The 18,408-nt window shown below is 68.1% G+C and carries 12 protein-coding genes; 7 read left to right on the plus strand and 5 right to left on the minus strand.

Going from position 1 to position 18,408, the window contains the following annotated elements; all coding sequences use genetic code 11:
- Positions 1-1,468, minus strand: a 1,468-nt coding sequence (locus VFE83_RS04295; protein WP_324903646.1) for a phosphoenolpyruvate carboxylase, incomplete at its 3' end; no start/stop codon positions are given.
- Positions 1,469-1,598: 130 nt separating this feature from the next.
- Here VFE83_RS04295 and VFE83_RS04300 point away from each other — a divergent pair.
- Positions 1,599-3,254: a hypothetical protein gene (locus VFE83_RS04300; RefSeq protein WP_324903647.1), complete on the plus strand. Its 1,656-nt coding sequence runs from the start codon at positions 1,599-1,601 to the stop codon at positions 3,252-3,254.
- Positions 3,255-3,281: 27 nt separating this feature from the next.
- On the opposite strand, the gene VFE83_RS04305 is transcribed toward VFE83_RS04300, so the two are convergent.
- From VFE83_RS04305 to VFE83_RS04315, 3 genes are all read right to left on the minus strand, one after another.
- Entirely contained in the window at positions 3,282-3,602 is a 321-nt protein-coding gene (locus VFE83_RS04305; RefSeq protein ID WP_324903648.1) for a hypothetical protein, read from the minus strand.
- Between the two features lie 381 nt (positions 3,603-3,983).
- Complete coding sequence (locus tag VFE83_RS04310) at positions 3,984-4,952, minus strand: sulfotransferase (RefSeq protein ID WP_324903649.1); 969 nt, start codon at positions 4,950-4,952, stop codon at positions 3,984-3,986.
- A 1-nt stretch (position 4,953) separates the two neighbouring features.
- Entirely contained in the window at positions 4,954-5,973 is a 1,020-nt protein-coding gene (locus VFE83_RS04315) for a glycosyltransferase (RefSeq protein WP_324903650.1), read from the minus strand.
- A 216-nt stretch (positions 5,974-6,189) separates the two neighbouring features.
- Here VFE83_RS04315 and VFE83_RS04320 point away from each other — a divergent pair, with 216 nt between their 5' ends.
- The 4 genes from VFE83_RS04320 (at position 6,190) to VFE83_RS04335 (ending at position 12,570) form a co-directional block, all read left to right on the plus strand.
- The gene (locus VFE83_RS04320; RefSeq protein WP_324903651.1) at positions 6,190-8,790 is read left to right on the plus strand and encodes a TonB-dependent receptor; all 2,601 of its coding nucleotides are present in this window, start codon (positions 6,190-6,192) and stop codon (positions 8,788-8,790) included.
- A 271-nt stretch (positions 8,791-9,061) separates the two neighbouring features.
- Positions 9,062-9,766, plus strand: coding sequence for a response regulator (locus tag VFE83_RS04325; protein ID WP_324903652.1), 705 nt, complete (start codon positions 9,062-9,064; stop codon positions 9,764-9,766).
- Positions 9,767-9,792: 26 nt separating this feature from the next.
- The gene (locus VFE83_RS04330; protein WP_324903653.1) at positions 9,793-11,676 is read left to right on the plus strand and encodes an ATP-binding protein; all 1,884 of its coding nucleotides are present in this window, start codon (positions 9,793-9,795) and stop codon (positions 11,674-11,676) included.
- A gap of 33 nt (positions 11,677-11,709) precedes the next feature.
- A complete protein-coding gene (locus VFE83_RS04335) occupies positions 11,710-12,570 on the plus strand; it encodes a hypothetical protein (protein WP_324903654.1) in 861 nt (286 codons plus the stop codon).
- Between the two features lie 92 nt (positions 12,571-12,662).
- On the opposite strand, the gene VFE83_RS04340 is transcribed toward VFE83_RS04335, so the two are convergent.
- A complete protein-coding gene (locus VFE83_RS04340; protein WP_324903655.1) occupies positions 12,663-13,010 on the minus strand; it encodes a RidA family protein in 348 nt (115 codons plus the stop codon).
- Positions 13,011-13,353: 343 nt separating this feature from the next.
- Between VFE83_RS04340 and VFE83_RS04345 the strand changes: the two genes are divergently transcribed.
- Together VFE83_RS04345 and VFE83_RS04350 are read left to right on the plus strand one after the other, a co-directional pair.
- The gene (locus VFE83_RS04345; RefSeq protein ID WP_324903656.1) at positions 13,354-13,953 is read left to right on the plus strand and encodes a hypothetical protein; all 600 of its coding nucleotides are present in this window, start codon (positions 13,354-13,356) and stop codon (positions 13,951-13,953) included.
- Positions 13,954-14,364: 411 nt separating this feature from the next.
- Positions 14,365-17,904 carry an autotransporter outer membrane beta-barrel domain-containing protein gene (locus VFE83_RS04350; protein ID WP_324903657.1) on the plus strand — a complete coding sequence of 1,180 codons (3,540 nt, stop codon included), beginning with the start codon at positions 14,365-14,367 and terminating at the stop codon, positions 17,902-17,904.
- Positions 17,905-18,408: the final 504 nt, after the last annotated feature.

The raw sequence follows: 18,408 nt of genomic DNA on the forward strand, positions 1-18,408 counted from the left end.
GGCGCAGGCGTGCGACCGCGCGGAACACGTCCAGCGTCGGGCGCGCGGTGCCGTTGCCGGTGCTCGGGGCAGGCGCGCTGCCGTCGAGCAGCGCATGCAGGCGTTCGGCACGCTCCTCGCGCGGGCGCGATTCCCACTGCGGGTCGCCCAGCAGTTCCGCCAGCGCCGCGTCGTGGGTGGTGGAATCCTGGCGCAGGTCCAGGCTGGCCAGGTGGAAGCCGAAGCACTCCACCCGCCGGCGCAGGCGACGCACGGCGAAGCCGCCAGCGTGCTCGCCGTGGTGCACGCGCAGGCTGTCCTCGATCAGCGTGATGTCGGCCAGGAACGCCGTCGCGTCCGGATAACCGTTGACGTGCTCCTCGGCGGTCGCGCGCAGGCGTGCGCCGACCAGGCTGAGCAGGTTGCGGTAGGGCATGTCGGCGTGGCGCGGCTTCAGCGCGGCCGCGGCCTTGGGCAGCAGGTAACGATACTCCTCGATGCGCGCGAGCACGGCGTCCGCCACGCCGACGCGGCTGAGCGACTGGCTCAGCAGTTCGCCCAGTGACGCCACATCCTGGCGGTAACGGGCCAGCACCAGCGAACGCTGCCCGGCCAGCGATGCGGCGATGGTGTCGGCGCCGACGTTCGGGTTGCCATCCATGTCGCCGCCCACCCACGTGCCGAAGCCGAGCACGGTCGGCACCGGCAGGCCTTCGCCGTAGGTCTCGCGCAGGGCGTCCTCGAACAGTTCGTAGAACACCGGCAGCACGCGATACAGCACGTCGGACAGGTAGAAGCCGACGTGCTCGAACTCGTCCGCCACGCTCGGCTTCGCAGGCGGTGCTTCGGCCGTCTGCCAGCTGGCGGTGAGCGCCAGGCGCATGCGCTCCAGGTCGGTCCGGTGCTCGTACGGCGTGCGCGTGCGGTCGATGTCGTCGATGAGGCAGGTGACGATCTGCCGTTCCTTCTCCAGCAGCGCGCGCCGCACCGCCTCGGTGGGGTGCGCGGTGAACACCGGCTCGATGCGCAGCCGTCGCAGCAGCGCGACGATTTCGTCCAGGCCCACGCCCTGCGCCGCCAGCGTGGCCAGCACCTCGCGCAGGCCGCCTGGCTGCAGGTGCTCACCCTGGCGTTCGTAGTCGCGGCGTCGGCGGATGCGGTGCACGCGCTCGGCCACGTTGACCGCCTGGAAGTACGTGGCGAAGGCGCGGACCAGATCGCCGGCGTGCTCCAGTTCGACGTTGCCCAGCGCCTGCGCAAGTTCGCCGACGGGCGCGTTGGCCTCGCGGCGGCGGATCGCGGCGCGGCGCAGGCGTTCGACCTCGGCCAGGAACTGCGGCCCGCGCTGTTCGGCCAGGATCTCGCCTACCAATGCGCCAACGGTTTTGACGTCCTCGCGCAGCAATGCATCGTGCGGGGCGAAATCGACCACGCGCAGCGGTTCTTCGGCGGCAGCGGCTTGGGCGGCGGGCTCGGTCTGTGCGGTCATCCGTCGAGCCTACCGCACTGCAACATCGCGCGGCGAAACGGTTGCAGGCGCAACGGTTGCCCCGTCGATGACCGTGGGAATGGACGATTCGCGTTGGTTGACCTGATGCCCTTCGTACCGGGGTTCCGCCATGACATCCTCGCCCCGTCTCCTCTCCGCATTCATCGTGCTGGCGCTGCTGGCCGGCTGTCGGCCTTCCGCGCGCGACGACAGCGGCGCGGCGGCCGCCCCGCCGCTGTTCGACACTTTCGGCGACCTGCACCGCGACATCGGCACGTCCGTGCCGCAGGCGCAGCGCTACTTCGACCAAGGCCTGCGGCTGGCGTACGGCTTCAACCACGAGGCCGCCGCGCGCGCGTTCGCCGAGGCGGAGCGTCTGGATCCCAAGTGCGCGATGTGCGCCTGGGGGCAGGCGCTGGTGGTGGGGCCCAACATCAACCTGCCGATGTCGCCGGACCTGGCCGCCGATGCCACGACGCTGGCGCTGCGCGCGCAATCGCTTTCGGCCAACGCCAGGCCGGCCGACCAGGCGCTGATCGCCGCCCTGACCAGGCGCTACGTCACGCCGGCACCGCAGGACCGCAAGCCGCTGGACGAGGCCTATGCGAAGGCGATGGCGGACGCGGCGAAGCGGTTCCCGCAGGACGACGACATCGTCACGCTCTACGCCGAATCGCTGATGGACCTGACGCCCTGGGCGTACTGGAACGCGCAGGGCGAGCCGACGCAGTACACCGACGCCATCGTTTCGTCCCTGGAGACCGTGCTCAAGCGCAACCCGCGCCACATCGGCGCGGCGCATTACTACATCCACGCGGTCGAAGCTTCCGAACATCCCGAGCGCGCCGAACCGTACGCGGATCGGTTGGCATCGCTGGCGCCGGGCTCGGGCCATCTGGTGCACATGCCCGCGCACGTGTACATCCGCGTGGGGCGCTACCACGACGCCACGCTCAGCAACCTGGCGGCCAGCACCGCCGACAAGGATTTCCTGGCCGTCTGCCGCGGCAGCAACGGCGCGTACCCGCTGGGTTACGTGCCGCACAACTGGCACTTCGCGGCGATGACCGCGGCGCTGCACGGCTCGCGCACGCTGGCCATGCAGGCGGCAGAGCAGACCGCGCAGCGCGTCGACCCGCAGCAGATGGAGGCGATGAACTTCATGCAGCAGTTCGTCGTCGCGCCGCTGTTCGCGAAGGTGCGGTTCGGCGAGTGGGACGCGATCCTTGCCAGCGACCAGCCGCCGTCCGACCTGCCCTACCCGCGCGCCATCTGGCACTTCGCGCGCGGCATGGCACTGGTGCGCCAGCGCAAGGCCGGAGAGGGACAGAAGGAATACCTGAAGCTGCAGGCCATCGCCGAGGACCCGGCGATGCAGAAGGTGGTGCTGTGGGACATCAATCGCGCCGACCACGTGCTGGCGGTCGCGCAAAACATGCTGCGCGGCGAGATCGCGCTGGCGCGTGGCGACCGCAAGGCCGGCATCGCCGCGTTGCGCGCGGCCGTCGAGGCCGAGGACCGGCTCAACTACAACGAACCGCCCGACTGGCCGTTGCCGGTGCGGCCGTACCTCGGCGCGGCGCTGCTTGACGCCGGCCGCGCCAGGGAAGCCCTCGTCGTGTATCAGGAAGACCTGAAGCGGTTCCCGGACAACGGCTGGTCGTTGCACGGACTGGCGCAGGCGCAGAAGAAGCTCAAGCAGACCGACGCCGCCGCCGACACCGAACGCCGCCGGCAGGCGGCGTGGCAGTGGGCCGACGTCACGCTGACCGCGTCTCGCTTCTAGCATCCGTTCCGGGCGGCATGGCGAGGGCTATTCGTCCTCGTCGTCCCAGGCGCGCGGCGGCGGACGGTCGCGATGCGGCGGCGGCTCGAAGCCCTTCGCTTTCAGGCACTGGTCCATCTTTGCGCGATCGGGACGCTTGCCGTCCGTGGGCGGACGACGCTTCTCGCCCGAGCCGCGTGCCGGCGGCGGCAAGCCCTGCTCGGCGGCACAGTCGCGCAACGCGGCGTCGAAACCGGCATGGTCGCCCGGCGGTGGCGGCGGATCGTCGGCGGCGGCGGCCGGGGCCGCGACGGCGAACAGCAGCGCCAGCACGCAGGTGCGCCGCCAGGCTATTGCGGTGTGAAGCATGGAATCTCCTCGTTCGGTCCGGCCGTGCCCATTCGCACGGCGCGCAGGCTGTCATCTCGACGTTGTCGGCGTTTGCCACCGCGTGGCGGCGCCGACACATGGCGTGAGGGAAAAGAGGACAGGAAGACGAAGCGGAAGATCGAAGTGGAGAGAGAGAGAGAACCTCAAGCTTTCAGACTTCGCCTTCCTGCCCAACCACCAACGTTCCCGACGGGTCCGGCGCTCGGATGTCACGGTCATCCGGGCCGGTGACGACGCCATCGCGGAGGGGGAAGCGATGGCGTCCTCGCCGGGAACGCGACCAGATTGCGCGTCGTTCATTGCCTGCGATTGGCGCTCCATGTCGAACACGACACGTTTGCGTGCGTGTTCACCACCGGTTTAGCGCAGTCGCGTGATCTGCGGAGCGAACGACGCAAGCCGCTCATGGACACGCTGCTGCTGCGCGTCATCGAAGACCGCCTCGAACTGCCGCCGCGGCGTGATCGGCTGCAGGTTGCCCTGCTTCCATGGTTCGTCCGCGGCGATCAGCTCGGTCGCCGAACGCGGGTAGCGCTGCCATAAACCGGCATCATCACGACAACCGATGAAATTCAGAACGCCACGCAGCGTGGATTGCGGCGAGGCGACCAGGTCCTCGTAACGCACCAGCCGGTGCAACGGATCGTCCAGCCAACGCAGGCTCTCCGTCGTCGCGCGCTCCCAACGATCCACGCAACGCTCAACGTCGAGGAACGGCCGCCACGGTGCGTACTGGCGCGCAGCGTGGTGCAACGACGCGGCCACCTCGGCACCATCGCGAACGACGTGCAGGAAGCGCGCATCGGGTATCAGGGCCTGGATGGCGGCGATGTAGAACAGGTGATCCGGTGTCTTTTCCACCCAGACCGAGGTGCACCGCGCACGGCAGGCGCGATCCATTGCCGCCGTGAAGGCCCGTGCGTGTGCACGTAGCCGCCACGCCTCGATGCCGCGGGGCGGCTCGATCGCAAGGCCCGCAGCGGCGAGCGCCTGCCACGCACGACGCGCCCTGCGCCGAACGACCCAGCCGGCCGCCGCAAGCGTGCGGCGTCTGCATTCGCGCCGGTGCCGCCGCGGCTCAACGTCGTCCGCGCCGCACATGCGCGACTCTTCGCTCGCCAGCAGATGCTGGAAGAAGTGTGTCTCCGGCAATGAGTGGATGTCGGAATGCGCGTGCAGCAGCGATTGCAGCAGCGTGGTGCCGGATCTCGGACAGCCGACTACGAACACACGACGTCGCACGACGCCGGCGTCCGTGAGCGGCTCGCGTGCGAGTCCGCTCAGCGCGGCGGCCAGCGTGCGATTGTTTGCCTGGCGGCGCGGCACCATGTCACGGTGGCCATGCGGCGTCGCCGGGCGCCAGCGGCATGCCGGCCGGCTTCAGCAATCCCTCGAACGTGGCCCGCATCCGCGACAGGAACATGCGCCGATGGCGCTGGAAGAACTGGCGCGCGGCGATGCCCAGGTCCTCGCACTGCAACGCGCTCAACTCCAGCGCGAGCTGCACGGCGTCCTCGATCGATTCCGGCGACACCGCATGGCGGTGTGCCAGTCGTAGCGGTCCGGCGGCATGGGCGCGGATGGGCACGCCGCGCGTGGCGTCCACCAGCTCGTTCATCGGCTGCGCATCGGTGGCCAGCACCACCGCGCCGACGCTCAGACCTTCCATCAGGTAATGGCCGAAACCCTCGGTCTCCGACGGGCACACGTGGAAGCGATGCGCGTTCTGCAGATGGCGCAGTTCCCCATCATCCAGATAGCCGACACGATGCTCGATGTTGTCGGCGCGCACGGTCGCGTTCGCCACACGCGGGCTCTGCACGACGGTCAGACGCGGCCACTCGGGGTGGCGCGCCCAGGTTTCCATCAGTACCTGCGTGCCCTTCAGCGAGCTGGCACCCGCCAGATGGAAAAACGCACGTTGCCGCGGCACGGTGGTATCCAGGCGATCGTCGCTGGTGAAGCCGATGTAATGCGTGGGGCAACCCAGCGCCTCGAAGATCCGCTGCGCGTGATGCGTCTTGCACAGGATCAGGTCGAAGCGCGGCAGCAGCGGCCGCCACTTGTCGAGCAGCCACTCGGGATTCGGGATCAGCACGTTGCAGCGCGCCAGCGGCAGGCACCGCCGGTAGACGCGTTCGGAAAACACCTGCAGGTCGACGCGACCGTGCAGCAGGCGATCCCGCCACAGACGCGCCTCGCGTTTCATGCAGTCATCGCGGTCGGCGGGCAGGTCGACGGCGTGTGCGAACAGGCCCACCGAGGCGGCCACGTCGGCGAGCAGGCGCAGGTCGCGACTGAGGCCGACGCCGTTGTCGCGGCTGAGCAGGCGGAGGGATGGCCGGGGCATTCGAAGTGTGCGTGGGGGCTCGGGCGCGATGTTCCGCGCGCGATTTCGCACGGCGATGCCGACGTGTGGCGGCGCTGACACGCGACGAAAAATGCGGGCCAAACACGCTCGTTAGCGTCCCGCTAAGCCTTCGTTCCGCTCGCGTTATCCGGCGTGCGCTGGCCATCGACCCGCGGCATCGCATCGCGGGCCCTCTCGCAAGCAACAGGGAACTCCATGAAAGCCACTTCCACCCATCTTCTGCGCCGCGCCGGCCTGACCGTCGCCGTGGGCGCGTGCATCTACGGCGGCACCCCCGCCGCGATCGCACAGGAGTCGAACGACGCCACCACGCTGGACCGCATCGAGGTCACCGGCTCGCGCATCAAGCGCGCCGACATCGAAGGCGCGCTGCCGGTCACCGTGATCACGCGCGAGGATATCGACCTCAGCGGCCGCACCACCGTGGCCGACGTGCTGCAAAGCTCCACCTTCAACTCGTTCGGCTCGTTCACGCCCAGCTCCGGCAGCTCGGCGCAGTCGTACTCGGGCCTGAGCCTGCGCGGCCTGGGCGACGGACGCACGCTGATCCTGATCGACGGGCGCCGCGCGCCGGTGTCGCCGCTGACAGGCGAGGGCCAGGACCTCAACTCGCTGCCACTGGCCGCCGTCGAACGCATCGAGATCCTCAGCGACGGCGCCTCGGCCATCTACGGCGCAGACGCCATCGGCGGCGTGGTGAACATCATCACGCGCAAGGATTTCGAGGGCGTGCAGGTCAGCGTCGGCATGGGCGAGAGCGAGCACGGCGGTGGCACGGAGGAAGGCTCGGCGATGATCGGCATCGCCTCCGACCGCGGCCGCCTCACGGCCGGTGTTTCGTACTCCAGCCGCGACCTGACCTACGTGCGGGACTACCCGTGGGTGCAGCAGGGCGCGTCCACCTACTCCAACAACTACGTGCGGGTGGCCACCAACGCCGAAACCGGCGAGCGCACGCCGGGCGCGTACCTCAGCGTTCCCGGCACCGGCAGCTCCGTGCTGCCCAACGGCTGCGACGACGAGAACTTCTACACCAACGCCTCGGGCACGCGCTGCTACTACGACTTCACCCCGGCGATGGCCGACACCGCCAGCACCGACATCAAGGGCCTGTTCGCACGCGGCGAATACCAGCTCAGCGACGGGTGGTCGGCCTACTTCGACAGCTTCTATACGAAGAAGGACAGCATGGGCGTGTACGCGGCCGTGCCCGAGTACATCTTCGTCTCCGCCGACAGCCCCAACAACGTGACCGGGGAGGACGCCTACATCAAGCATCGTTTTGCGGCACTCGGCAACCGCATCACCTACCAGTACGAAGACGATTACGACCTGGCCGCCGGCGTGCGCGGGCAGCTCAGCGACACCACCACCCTGGACATCGGCGTGCGCAACAGCCAGGCGCGAGCGGTCGAGACGGGCTACAACTACGTCAACATCCCGGTGGCCGAGCAGTACTTCGAGAGCGGCCTGTACAACGCGTTCGACCCGTACGCCAACTCCGAGGACGTACTCGACGCGATCCGTACAACCACCGGCCGCAACACCTTCTTCAAGCAGCGCGAAGCGACCGCCCTGCTCAACACCGACCTGTTCGGCATGGCCGGTGGGACCTCCGCGTTGGCCGTGGGCGCCGAGTACCGGCAGGAGGACTACCAGGACCTCTACGACCAGCAGTCCGAGGCCGGCAACGTCGGCGGATCGGCGGGCAATTCCGCGTGGGGCGGCCGCGACGTGTCTTCGGTCTACGCCGAGTGGAACGTGCCGTTCCTCAGCAACTTCGAAGCGGACCTGGCCGTGCGTTACGACCATTACTCCGACTTCGGCGATGCCACCTCGCCCAAGCTGTCGCTGCGCTACCAGCCGATCGACCGCGTGACATTGCGCGCGTCGTACGGGGAGGGCTTCCGGGCACCGACGCTGCAGGCACTGAACCAGCAGACCGGGTTCTCGGCCGACACCGTGACCGACCCGGCGACCGCCATCGCGTACGGCCTGGCCGCCAGCACCTCGCTGCAGATCAACGCATACCACGTGGCCAATCCCGACCTGAAGGCCGAGACCTCCAAGCAGTGGAGCGCGGGCGTGGCGTGGGACGCAACGAGCTGGCTCAACCTGACGCTGGACTACTACAACATCCAGATCGACGACCAGATCAAGTTCTTCACCTCGCAGAACGTGCTCGACCGCACCGCGGCCGGCCAGTACCTGCCGTCCAACCTGTACGTGGTGCGCAACGACGACGGCTCCATCAACACCGTCTACGCCGGCTACGGCAACGAAGGCCAGGTCAACACCGACGGCCTGGACCTCAACGTGCGCGCGAAGTTCGGCCTGGGTACGTGGGGCAGCCTGAGCAGCTCGCTGCAGGGCACCTGGGTGAACAGCTACGAGATCGGCAGCCCGTACGGCAGCGACGAGTACATCGGCACCGACGGCTATCCCGAATGGCGCGCCATCGTCAGCAACCGCTGGGACATCGGCGACTTCAGTGTGGCCTGGAACGTCAACGTGATCGGCTACGAGCCGGCGTACTACGTCGATTACTACGCCGGCGAGGAGAGCTGCTCCGACCTGGTGGCCGAGGGCTACGCGAGCCGGTGCAGCGGCCCGTACATCACCCACGACCTGCAGTTCTCGTACCGCGCACCGTGGAATGCGCAGATCGCGCTGGGCGCGGTCAACCTCACCGACAAGGATCCGGTGTACGACGCCGCCTACACCGAGGGCTTCAACGACTACCTCTACAACGGCTACGGACGCCAGGTGTACCTGCGCTACACGCAGAACTTCTGACCGGCTGGGGAGAAGCGCCGCCGGTCTGCGCAGGGGACGCAGGCCGGCGGCGGCTTCGTTGTGCGTGTCGCATGGTTTGTGTCAGCGCCGACACAAACCGGCATGCACGGGCAACATCGAGCCTCCAGCATCGGCTCCGGTTCACCCCGGGCCCTTCGTTTGCCGCCGTCGGCCCCGCCGGCGGCGGCCTGTTTTTCTGCCGAACATTCCCTTGACACATCCCGTGCGCGTGGTCCCTACACTCCGGAACCCGTTTCCGCTTTCCCCCGGCATGGACCTGCAGTCGCTCATCCTGGTCGTGGACGACGATCCCGACCTGCGCAAGTTGATTTCCGGCTTTCTGGGCGAGCACGGCTACCGGGTGATCGCCGCCGAGGATGCGGCACAGATGCGGCGCATGCTGGACGAGCACCGCCCGGATCTGGTGATCCTGGACGTGATGATGCCCGGCGAGGACGGGCTGAGCGCTGCACGGCGGCTTGCCTCCGAAGCCGGCCCGGCGCTGATCATGCTCAGCGCGCTGGGCACCGACACCGACCGCATCATCGGCCTGGAGATCGGCGCGGACGATTACCTGGCCAAACCCTGCAATCCGCGCGAGCTGCTGGCGCGGGTGCGCGCGGTGCTGCGCCGCCGCCAGTCGGCCGGCGCGCCCAGCGGCAACCTGTACGAATTCGCCGGCTGGCACCTGGACGTGGTGCGGCGGGACCTGCGCGACCCGGGCGGCACCTTCATCAACCTGTCCAACGGCGAGTTCTCGCTGCTGCGCACCTTCGTCGAGCATCCGCAGCGGGTGCTCAGCCGTGACCAGTTGCTGGACTACGCACGCGGCCGCGACAGCGAGGTGTTCGACCGCGCCATCGACAGCCAGATCAGCCGGCTGCGCCGCAAGATCAACGAGCGCACGCCCGCCGAGCTGATCCGCACCGTGCGCAACGAAGGCTACATGCTGCTGCCCGCGGTCACGCGGCTGTGAGCACGCACGGGGGCGGCCGACGTACGTTGCCGATCTTCGCGCGTACGTTCGGCCTGCTGCTGGTCGCACTGGTGGTGGCCTACGCGGTGGGCATCGTGCCGCTGCTGCTGCGCAAACCGCCGCCGGCGGTGCGCCTGTCCGAAGTGGTCGCCCTGCTCTCCTCGCGCATGCCTTCCAGCAATCCGCTGCTGCGCGTCAGCGAGCTGGACGCGCAGCCGCAGCCGGAACCGGGGTACATCAGCCCCCCACCCCTGCGCGACCTGCTGGCGCAGTGGCTGGACCTGCCGGAAGAACGCGTGCGGTTCTACGTGGCCGGTCCCGGCATGCTGCCGCCGCTGCGCCGCGAACACGACCCGATGCCCGCCGGCGTTACGGGCGTGGACATGCTGTCACTGCTCGTGCCTTCCGCGATGGCGCAGCCGATGCCGCCCGGCGCTGCGCAGCCCGCACCCGGCCAAGGGGCGGTGATCATGCGGCGCGCGGTGCGTCCGACGTTCGACCAGCGCGGGCCGCTGATGCGATCCCGCGATCCGTACCGGGAAAGCGGAGCCTGGCGCTCGCGCAGCCTGCGCGAGTCCGCGGACGCCGCACCGTCACCGCAGCGGTCCACGCCGACGCCGCCCGTGGAGGAGCCGGTCACCGCCGCGGTCGACGAGCCGTGGCCGGCGCGGCCGCCGCCTGATCCGGCCACCGCCTATCTGCGCCAGTACCTGCCTCCCTACGCGCGCATCGCGCCGGCTGCTGCGCCAGCGGCGGAACCTGTCGCCCAGGCTGCCACTGAGGCGTCGCCCGCGCCGCCACGCCCTGCGCCTTCACCCCAACGCACGGCCACCGGGGACGCCGCCGTGCGCGTGGGCGAGCCCCAGGCGCTGGCCTTGCCCGCATCGCCCGAACCGCGCTGGCGTCCCGATTCGTCGCTGGCATTTACGTTTGTCGCCGCCGCCCAGCAGACCGACGGTCGCTGGCGCGTCGTCGAACGCGTGCGCACCGGAGCGGGGCTCGGGCAACAGCTCGCGCTGATGGCGGTGCTCGGCCTGCTCGCACTGCTGCCGCTGGCGTGGTGGTTCTCCCGTGCGCTGGCCGCGCCGATCCGGCGCTTCGCCGTCGCCGCCGACCATATGGGCCAGGACGCCGACGCCTCGCCGGTGCCACTGGAGGGCCCGGCCGAGATCGTCCGCGCGGCTGCGTCGTTCAACGCGATGCAGGCACGCATCAATCGCCTGGTGCGCGAACGCACGCAGATGGTCGCGGCCATCGCGCACGACCTGCGCACGCCGCTCGCACGCCTGTCCTTCCGTCTCGACCAGTTGCCACCCGACGCACGCGAGAAGGCCTCCACCGACATCGCCGAGATGTCGCAGATGATCGAAGCCGCGCTCGAGTTCATCCGCGACCAGCATCGCACCGGAACGCGCGAACAGCTCGACCTGCGCCTGCTGGCGGAAAGCGTCGTGGACGAACTGGCCGATGTCGGCGCAGACGCGATGCTGTCGCCCGGCCGGCCCGCACCGCTGCGTGGCGATCCGCTGGCCTTGCGGCGCCTGGTCGCCAACCTCGTCGACAACGCACTCAAGTACGGCCGGTGCGCACGCCTGTCGCTCGACGCGGACGATGCGGGCTATGCGCTGCACATCGACGACGACGGCCCGGGCATCGATTCCTCGCGTAGCGATCACTTGTTCATGCCCTTCGTGCGCGGCGAGACGTCGCGCAATCGCGAGACCGGCGGCATAGGTCTGGGATTGGCCACCGCACGCGGCATCGCACTCGCGCATGGCGGCGACATCCACCTGCACAACCGTCCGCAGGGTGGATTACGGGCCACCGTGATGCTGCCGCGCGGCGCGCCGGCACGGCGGCCGTCGCCGCGCATCGCCACGAGGCAGGTGGAGCGGCGCGGGGATGTGTAAAGTCGCATCCGACCATCACCCGCGGAGTTCACGATGGCGGCGCGGCGATTCGCTCACACGATCCTGGCATTGGCGTATTCGCTGGCGTTCGCCCCAACACCAGTCACTGCGGCGCATGCGGACGGTGCAATCTCCGGACAGGTGCAGGCGCTGTATGTCGGCAACAGCCTGATCTACTTCTACGACGTTCCTGACCTGGCCGAGCGTGTGGCCGCCGGCGACGGGAGGTCGTTGCAGGCGCGCATGATCGCCGCGCCCGGCGCTACTTCGGCGGACCATCTCGCTAGCGGCGAGGCGATGCGCGCGCTGCGCGAGCAGCCCTGGACGCAACTGGTGCTGCAGGAACAGGGTGGCGCGTTGCTGTGCGTGTTGAAGAAGCGGCCCGACGCGCGTTGCGATGCATTGCTGGACGCGACGCGTCGGCTTGCCGCAATCGCGCACGAGCGCGGCGTGCGTTTCATCCTGCTGGGCACCTGGCAAGCCAGCGAGGATGCCCAGGCGTCACTGGACCGCGCCGAGGCCCGCGTGGCGACAGAGGTACGAGCCGACGCCGTCATACGGCTGGGCGAGGTGCAACACCGCCTCATGCAGCGCCGGCCCCGCTGGGATTGGCTGGGATCGGACGGTGTGCATCCAGGCGCTGACGCGTCGGTGCTTGCCGCGTTGCTGTTGCACTACGCGACGTACGACGAGTGGCCTTCGCTGGATGTACCGACGCTGCGCGTCTGCGAACACGCAATGCCCGACGGCACGCTGACGCAGCGTGCCGAGACCTGTCGCGACCTGCCGAAAGGTCATCTGCGTCACATGCTGCACAGTGTGCGCGGCATCTGCGGCGATACGCCCTCGCGGTGCGTTATGGGCCTGCGCGACATGCCACCGGCGAATCGCTGATGGCGCGTCGCACGCGCAGCAGGGTCACGCCAGCGCCGCGATCGCTTCGATCTCGAAAAGCATGCCGTCCAGCGCCAGCCGCGGCGCCGGGATCAGCGTGCCGGCCGGTGCGTGCCGAACGAAGCCTCCAGTTCGGCGCCGAACACGTGCAGGCGCGATTCGTCGTGGTCCACGATCAGCACGGTCAGTTTGGCGACGTCGGCCGGACGGGCACCGGCGGATGCCAGCGCGGCGACCAGGTTGTCCAGCGCCTGCCGCACCTGCGTGCGGAAGTCCGATGACAGGCGGCCGTCGGCGGTCTCGCCGCCTTGCCCCGCAATCAGCAACCAGCGCGACGCGCCCTGGACGCTGGCGACGTGCGAGTAGCCGTTGGGCGCCGGGTCGTAGAGACCGACGGGGTTCGTGAGGGTGACGAGCGAAGCGTGAGCGGATGCGTTCATCGGATGCCTGTTGTGTGAGGGAGAGACGCGAAGCGCGGTCGTGCCGTTACTTTCGCCACGGCCAGGACGCGCCGACATACGGGCGCGTGACACGCTGTGTCGCACTGGCGGCATACGCGCGCCACCTCGGCCCGGGCGACTGCAGCTCGACGAGATCCGCGGTTCTCGGCAATGCATGCATGAATGCCCGGACCGTCCCTGCGTCGGCGCGACGCGCTGGACTCAGGCAGCCGCGCCTGCGTCAAGGACCAATCCTGTGGCGTTCACCGGTGCCATTGTTCCTGCGCCAACCTGCGGCCGCAGGTAGAGTCGCGGAGTCACCATGGAACCATCGGGAGCCGTGATGAATTCCGCGACCCGTGCAGCGCTTCTCGCATGCCTGCTTGCGCCAGTCATCGCGCCTCCCATTGCCGCGGCGCAGGCAACCGGACATCCCGCGCCGCCGCCTCGCGAGGACCTGCACGACGGACCGGAGGATTTCGATTTCGAGATCGGTACCTGGCAGACGCGGGTCACGCGACGCCTGCGCCCGCTGACGGGCTCCACCGAGTGGGTCGACTACGAGGGCCGCAGCGTCGTTCGTCGCATCGGTGAGGGACCGGCCAACGTGGTGGCACTCGACGTCCAGGGTCCTGCCGGGCGTATCCAGGGCCTGTCGCTGCGCCTGTACGACCCGCGGGCACGACAATGGAGCCTGCATTACTCCAACAACGCCAGCGGCACGCTGACGCCGCCGGTCGTTGGTGGATTCCGCGATGGCCGCGGCGAATTCCACGGGCAGGACACGCTCGCCGACGGCCGCACCGTCTTCGTGCGCTTCACGATCTCCTGCGTGACACCGGACGAGTGTCACTTCGAGCAGGCGTTCTCCGCGGACGGGGGCAGGACGTGGGAGGTGAACTGGATCGCCACCGACAGGCGGATCGACGAATCGAAGCGTTAGCGGCGTCGCGCAATCCGCGCGCCTGCGCGTCCCGTCGCCTCCCAGTGCCATTGCTGGCGGTTGTCGAGTCCTGAATCACTCGCTCGTGCAGGTTCCCTTGCCCGTCATCGCGCCGCACCCGCTCCTGCAGGCGACAGAGGCACGGTGCTTTTCCGTTCGACATCGGAATTGATCGCCATCCACGAAAGTAACCTGCAGCGGGCAGAGCGCATGCCTGGCAAATCCGCGCGTACAACACGTAGCGACGCGCACCCTGAAGCTTCCGCAGTCCACCGACCGCATTTGACACTGCGGTCACGAACCTCAGCGTAAACGGTCGTTGAGGTGCGTCGGCCGCGGGGCCGGCAGGGTTGTCCCGCACCCACCTGCAGCCCGGCGCCAGCGCCAAGTGGCGCGGTCATGGAGGACCAGATGTCTCGCAAGGAATTCGCGCGCACCCCCTCATTCCATCGGACAGCGCTGGCCATCGCCGCCATGGTCTGGTGCACGCAGGCAACCGCACAGAGCACACCGGACAAGATCATCCCGTCCGGTTCGGTGCTGGACACACCGCAGTCCTTTGACGGCAACATCGAACCACAGGGATTGATCGAAGGCAGCGTACTCATCGACCCTGCCGTGCTGAACGGCGGCACCGTGAACGTGTTCAACGGCGCCTTCCTGACAATCGACCCCAACCAGGGCGCGACACCGGGCAACATCGAGCTTCGTTCGCACTACGTCTCGGGCGCTCCCAACGATGTGATCTGGATGGCCGGCGGCACGGTGCGGATCGCGCCGAGCACGTTTGGTGTCACGCTCATCGGAACGGGCGCCGTGCGTGGGGTCTACATGCCCGAGTCCACCAGGGGGCCGTCCTACCTTGATGCGTCCAACGTCAGCATCCAGATGAACGGCCCCCGAAACGCGGACGGAATCCGAATTTACGGTGCTCAGAACAGCATCCTGCTCAAGGACTCGACCATCTCCGTGGCTGGCACGGAAAACATGGGACTCATGGCATGGGGAGGAAACGTCACGCTCGTGAACACTGCCGTGGATAACCAGGCCACCGAGCTGAACGAGACGGACGACTTCCCGATCGCTGGTGCGCGCTTCTACAACGGCGCGCAACTCACGCTCAACGGAACTTCCTCCATTCGCGCCTCGGAAGACTACGTTCACGGGGTCTACATACAGGCGTACGGAGTCCTCAATACCAACACCGATCCCGCGGTTACGGGGCGCGCCTCGGTGACTACCGACGGGATCTCCGGGCACGCGGTGCGCATCTACTACGGGTCCGGTCAACTCAATCGCCTGGACATCGACACGAGCGGATCAGGCGCGTATGGGCTGTACGTGCATGGCACCTCCACGGTGACCGGCTCCGACGTGGACATCACCACCTCGGCGGCGAACGCATACGGGTTGTGGGCGGCGAACAACACGACCCTCACCCTTAACGGTGGGAGCAGCACGACAACCGGAGCGAACGCGCTTGGCGTTCTGGCGGGCACCAGTTCCGGCGTTACGACGCTGAACCTCTCCGGGTTCGACATTACGACCCAAGGGCAGGGAGCGCACGGCCTCTACGGCTGGACTGCCAGCACCACGAACTTCGCCGGCGGAAGCGTCACGACCGGCTTTGACAGCGTGTTCGCCGTATATGCCAGATCTGGCACGGTCAACCTCCTGCGGGATTCTGCCGGTGAAGGATCGTCCATCTCGACGACGGGACGCGCTGCGCACGCAGTGCGGATAATCGAAGCGGGTGGTTTCAGCGCAGTAGGAGCCGACATCCACGCGCATGGGATCGACGCGGCCGGCGTTGCGTTCGATGCGCCGGCAACCATGACGAGCACTCCCGTCGGCGTTGGCGCGGCGCCACTGCCACCCTTGCCGCCCACGACGCCGGACCTGCCATCGACAACGCCCCCACCGCCCCCGGCGATCGCGGATGAGGTCACCCCCACTCCTGATACAACGCCGGAAACACCGGTAGTCCCATCGACGGCCGTGGCCGGCACCGGGATGCCGCAAGCGGCGGCGTTCGCACCGGCAGCCCTCAGCAATGCCCTCACGTTGACGGACACCACGGTGACCTCCGACACCAGCGCCGCGCTATGGCTCAATGGCGGGATGTCCCAGGTGGACCTCGTGGGTTCCACCCTCATCGGCAATCGCTGGGCCATCAACATTGCCGCGCGTACGGTGAGCGGTTCTGCCCTGCCAGCGACAACGCAGATCGACGCAAGCGATTCGACGCTGCAGGGGCGGGTCTACACCGCGGCTGGCAGTACGTCATCGCTCAATCTTTCCAACGGCAGCCTGTGGTCGGTCACGGCCAGTTCCAACGTAACGAACCTGTCCAACGATGCGAGCCTGATCGAGTTCCCCGCACTGCTGTCTGGTGTGGACCCGTTGAATCCAGATTCCTACAGAGCCGTTCGCGTCGACGGCGCCTATGCCGGCAACGACGGCACGATCGCGTTCAACACCTATCTTGCCGGCGACTATTCGCCCTCGGACCGGCTCGTCATCGTCAACGGTTCCGGCACCGGATCGACCAGCGTTCAGGTCCGCAACAGCGGCGGCGAAGGCGACCTGACGCAGACCGACGGCATTTTGGTCGTGCAGGCGCTCAACTCCACGACGGACCCGGGCAGCTTCAGCCTGGCTGCACCCGTGGTTGCGGGGCCGTACGAGTACTTCCTCTACCGTGGTGGGGCCCAGGTCGCCACCGCGGATACGGAGAACAGCTGGTACCTGCGCTCCGTCATCGACTGCTCGCTACCCGGCGCCCCTGTGCCGCCGTGTCCGGCGCCGCCTGATCCACCGCCGCCCCCACCTCCGCCGGATCCTCCGCCGCCGACCCCACCTCCGCCCGATCCGCCGCCAGTGCCACCACCGGCCCCGGACCCGGATCCACCGGAACCGCCCACCCCTGCCTACCGGCAGGAGGTCTCGCTGATCGCGGCGCTCCCCGCCATGGCCAGCATCTACGGGCGCACACTCGTGGACACGCTGCACGAACGGGTCGGCGACGAGGAACTGCTGCGCCAGCGCGACTTCGATCCCGCGCATGCGGGCGTCAACGGCGCATGGCTCCGATACCTCGGCCACGACGGCAAGCGCGACGGCGGCAACCTGGGCATCTACGGCAACCGCGGGCCCGGCTTCGACTATCGCTTCGACGCGATCCAGATCGGGCAGGATCTTTACCGCGCCACCCGCGCCGACACCGGCCTGCGCCAGCACGCCGGCTTCTATCTCGCCTACGGCAAGGCCAAGGGCGAAATCCGCCACAACTATCTGGAGTACGACTTCCACGCCGGCGACGACGAATTCACGGCGATGACGCTGGGTGGCTATTGGACCGCATTCAACGCCAACGGTGCCTACCTCGATGCAGTGGCGCAGTACACGTCATACGACCTGCGCGCACAGTCCACGCGCTTCGCCGAGGACTTCACCGATGCCGAGGGCACCGTCATCTCGGTCGAGGGAAGCTGGCCCTTCTCCCTCACCGCCGAAGGTTCCGCTGCACGTTGGCGCCTGTCGCCGCAGGCGCAGGTGATCTGGCAGACGGTGGAGGTGGACGATCTTGAAGACGACGAGCTTCATGTGCGCTTCGCCGACGGCGATTCACTTGTGGCCCGCATCGGCGCCCAGCTGGACCGCAGCGCAACGCGCGTGAACCGCAACGGCCAGCCCCGCGCGTCCAGCCTCTGGCTGCGCACGAACGTCTGGCGCGAATTCCAGGGCGAATACGAGGCCCGGTTCGAGGCCGACACGCGATTCGTCCCGTTCCCGGTCGACTTGGGTGGCAGTTGGGGCGAAATCGGCATCGGTGGCACGTGGCAGATCTCGCAGGCCGGCTACCTGTTCGGTGATATCGACTACAGCCGCAGCTTCGACGGCGACGATTCGGCATGGAACGGGAAGATCGGCATGCGCTGGAACTGGTGATGCCGCTTGATTGGGCCGATGTGGAATGCGAAATCGAGCGATCCAGAACGGTTTCGCATGCTGCGAACTCTGGCGGGCCGTAAAGCCCAAACAGCGGCGATGTCAGCGTGCCTTTGGATGTCCGCTATCGGCCAGAAGCGGACATTCAAACGGAGCCGAACGGGAGACGGCGCGGTGGAGCCTCTACTGCGGGAATGCGGCAGGGCTGGCGTAACGCTGTTGCGCCCTACGCGCTAAAGCCCCTTTACGAACTAACGCGGTGAAGCTACTCGATGCGAGTGGCGGCCCGTCATTCGTCCTCGTCAGCGCTTTTTGGCCCCAAAGGTCATGAACAAGGGTCTCAGGGCGAATATCCCAAGGGAAAACACAAGTAACAACCCAACGACCTTACGTAGAGACTCGGCGCGATGGGGGAACGCAAGCATCAGCCATTCAGATAGCTCACGTGCCAAGAATGGCAGTGAAATGCCTAGTGCTACGCACCTGGCGAGAACGATCCAAGTT

This window comes from Lysobacter sp. (assembly GCF_035655815.1).
GTDB lineage: Bacteria > Pseudomonadota > Gammaproteobacteria > Xanthomonadales > Xanthomonadaceae > Lysobacter_J.